Source organism: Mesorhizobium sp. M7A.F.Ca.ET.027.03.2.1 (assembly GCF_003999175.1).
GTDB lineage: Bacteria > Pseudomonadota > Alphaproteobacteria > Rhizobiales > Rhizobiaceae > Mesorhizobium.
Genome location: NZ_RZOM01000683.1, coordinates 1 through 3,385 on the forward strand (window position 1 = coordinate 1; position 3,385 = coordinate 3,385).

Sequence of the window (3,385 nt, forward strand, 5' to 3'; positions counted from 1 at the left end):
AAGCAGCGCGGCTGGCGGAGCTTCTGGCCGCGCTCGGCAAGAGCGAGAAAGAGGAGATGCGGCTCCAGAAGTCGCTCGAGGCCGCACAGGCGAAGCTGTCGGAAACGAGCGAAGCGGCCCGCATGATGGAAGGCGACAAGGAAGCCGAGCTGGCTCGCGGCCAGGCGGAAATGCGCGGGTTGAGCTCGGAGATCCAGAACCTGCAATCGCGGCTGGAGCAAGTGTCGACCGAAAACAGCGAAGCCGCAGGCGAGATCGCCAGGCTCAAGAGCGAACTGAACGACGCCCTGGCCGAAAAGAAGATCGCCGATGAAAGATTGTCCGCGCTGAGCCAGGAGAGCGAAGGCGACAAGATGAGTCTTTCCAAGGTGAACGCCAACCTTTCTCAACTGACGCTGCAACAGGCGTCCGAACAGATACAGTTCGACGTGCAGAGGCAGGAGTGCGAGGACCTCAAGGCAGAAATCGCCTCGCTCAATGCCCGGATCAAGGAACTGCTGCCCTATGAGCGGCTCCACAAGGCCACCAATGGCAGGCCGCCCGAGAATGGCGTGGTCGAGATAGCCGGGGCGATGGCGAAGAAAGCACGGACGACGGGCAGGCGGCGCATGCGCAGGAATGTCGGCGCCGCTTCGTAAAGCGTGTCGCGCCTGAAGGGCTTCAGGCGACCGGCTTCAGGTCTTTGTTTTGTGCATGGGAGGCCGGCACCTCACCCGGAGAGTAAGCCCAATGGGGCACCGGCCAGGCGGATCGACAGGTCCGCCGCACAGACAAGGTAGCGCGCCTCGGTTCCGCACGGCATTGGTGCGATCACGGAAGGTGTCAGCGGCAATTCCCGGGCTGCTGATTCGAACCTTTTCGACGACCCGCCGGCCGGAGGCTGCAAACACGCCCGGGAAACGATCGCGGGCCGGCCCGGTGCCTTCTCAGTCGAGCGGCTCGTGCTGATAAAGCTCGTCCATGCTGAGCGAGGCCAGGGCGCCGAAAGGGGCCTGCTTTTTCACGCGGCCGCCGCTCAGGATGACCACGTCGTCGCAGAACGAGATGGTGCTGTGGTGGTGGCTGATGACGATGGTCGTGCGGCGGCCGGCTCTCGACTTCAGGGTCTCGACGATGGCCGCTTCCGACAGCCCGTCCACCGCATTGGTGGCTTCGTCCAGGATGAGGAGATCGGGATCGCGCACCAGGGCTCTGGCCAAGGCGATCCGCTGCCTCTGTCCCGCCGACAGATTGACGCCCCTGTAGCCGACCAGGGTCTCGTAGCCCTGAGGCAGCCTTTCGATGAACTCGTGCGCTTCGGCCAGTCTTGCGGCGGCTTCGGCGTCGCCGGCTGTCGCCGCGTCCTGGCCGTCGGTTATGTTTTCAAAAATGCTGCCGTCGACCAGTTCCAGTTCCTGGCTGGCCAGGGCGATGTGCCGTCGCCACTGGCTGGCGTCGATCCGGTCGAGCGGCGATCCATCGACGAGGATGCTGCCGGTGTCCGGTTCGACGAAGCGGCACAGGAGATTGACGATCGTCGTCTTGCCGGCGCCCGAGCGGCCGATCAGCGCCGTCGAGCGGCCGCCGCGGATTTCGAATGTCGCCGCATGCAGCACCACCTCGCGCCGGTCCGTACCGGAATAGGTGAATGTCACATCGTCGAACTTGATGCCCTGGCGCAGACCGTGGAACGGCCCGTCGCCTTGCGGCGGTGGCGGCTTGCCGGCGGGATCCAGCAGCCATGTCACCTCTTCTAGCGATCCGCTCAGGCCCTGCAGCTGGCTCCACGAGCCCTGCAGGGCCCGCATATGCGGCTGCAGCCTGTAGAGCAGGATGACGAAGGCGATGATCAGCGGGAAACTCACCTGCGCCAGCCAGGCGCCGATCACCACCGCCAGGAACAGCATGGCGTGGAGAACCTCCGTCATCGGCGGCAGCGCTCCCTGGCGCACGAGCAGCGCGAAGGAAGCGCGGCGAACCGCATCCGACGCCGTGTCGAATATCGCCTTTTCCCGGTTCTCCTGTCCGAAGATGCGGATCAGCCGTCCGGCATGCACAAGGTGAAGCATCTGCGAGGCGAGGTGGCCGTTGCGCGAAGCGACGCTGCGGCTGGGCTCCTTCAGATTGGCAGAGAGGATGGCGTGCGCGATCTGGACGAGCGCCAGTCCGAGCGTGACCAGAAGCGTCATGCGCCACGAAAGCAGCAACAGGAAAGCCAGGAGGATGATGGCGGCCGATGCGCTGACGATGGCCGACAGCATGATCTGGATCGCATCGGAGGCCCGCCAGGATTCGTTGGAGATGATGTTGAGCAGGCGTCCGGGGCTTTGCCGCAGGAAGAACGGGTAGCCGACCCGCAACAGCTGCTCCGACAGGGCGCTGCGGATGGAATGGCTTGCCTTGCCGGAGATGAAGGTCGTCAGCAGCGTGTTGGCGAAGGCGAAGACGTTCTTCAGGACGATCGAGCCGAGGATGGCGACCGAAATGACCACAAGCCGGTCGCGCTCGCTCAGGCCCGATCCGACATGCTGGAGGACAGCGGAGAAGCCGCCCATGCCGGCCGCATCCCCATGTCCCATGATGATGCCCAGCAACGGGATGATCAGGCCGATGCCGAACCCTTCGAGGACGGCGCTGACCAGGCCGAGTACCACCACCGCCGGAAGCAGGCGCAGTTGCCGCTTTCCGAACGCCCGGAACAGCTTCGGCAGGCTTGGCGGCAGCATCGGCATTATAGCGTTTCACCTCGCCTGGGCATTGGCTTGCTGATCTTGCCGCACCGGTTCGGTCCGCGGCCGCCTGGCCAGCAGGAGAACCGCGAACCTGGCCGCGCCGAGCAAATTCATGGCGACGATCGGCCAGTGCGGCAGGTTGAGTTCACGATCGAAGGCGGGTCCACCCGCCAATTCCCTGATAGCCCCTCTTGCGGCCCAGTAGAAATGGCGAAGCAGCCAGGGCGCGTGGCGAACATGCTTCAGGCAGAGCCCGCCATTGCCCAGGCTGTAGTCGCGATGCAGCTTTTCGATGGCTTTGCGATCCCGCCGGCCATGATGATGGAATATCGTCATATCAGGCACATACTCGACCGCGATGCCGAGCAGCATCGCGCGCACGAGGTAATCGGTATCCTCTGCCGACCGCAATGGTCCGCCGGCGCCGAAGCGTTCGTCGAAATAGCCGATGCGGGCCGCGACATCGCGGTGCATCGTCATGTTGCAGCCCAGCACGAAACCGCCGGGATGAACATCCGGCGTCAGCCGCTCGCGCGCCCACGACCGCTTGATGGTGAACGGCAAATCCCTGGCATCGCCAAGCTCGACACGTCCGCCCCGGATGAGCCATTGTTCCCCGGACGCATAGTGTCGCTCCAGATCGCGCAGATAGTCGCGATGGACCGCGCAGTCAT

At 64.4% G+C, this 3,385-nt stretch carries 1 protein-coding gene and 2 pseudogenes; 1 reads left to right on the forward strand and 2 read right to left on the reverse strand.

The window, feature by feature from the left end; all coding sequences use genetic code 11:
• Nucleotides 1-638, forward strand: a pseudogene (locus EN750_RS24830) (hypothetical protein); the annotation flags it as partial.
• Nucleotides 639-926: 288 nt separating this feature from the next.
• Here EN750_RS24830 and EN750_RS24835 read toward each other — a convergent pair.
• A complete protein-coding gene (locus tag EN750_RS24835; RefSeq protein WP_127398035.1) occupies nt 927-2,711 on the reverse strand; it encodes an ABC transporter ATP-binding protein in 1,785 nt (594 codons plus the stop codon).
• 9 nt (nt 2,712-2,720) lie between these two features.
• Nucleotides 2,721-3,385 (reverse strand): annotated as a pseudogene (locus EN750_RS24840) (glycosyltransferase family 2 protein); the annotation flags it as partial.

Bases quoted from the DNA above. Each gene is read 5' to 3' on its own strand.
- EN750_RS24835 (WP_127398035.1), bottom strand. From the start codon at position 2,711: ATGCCGATGCTGCCGCCAAGCCTGCCGAAGCTGTTCCGGGCGTTCGGA.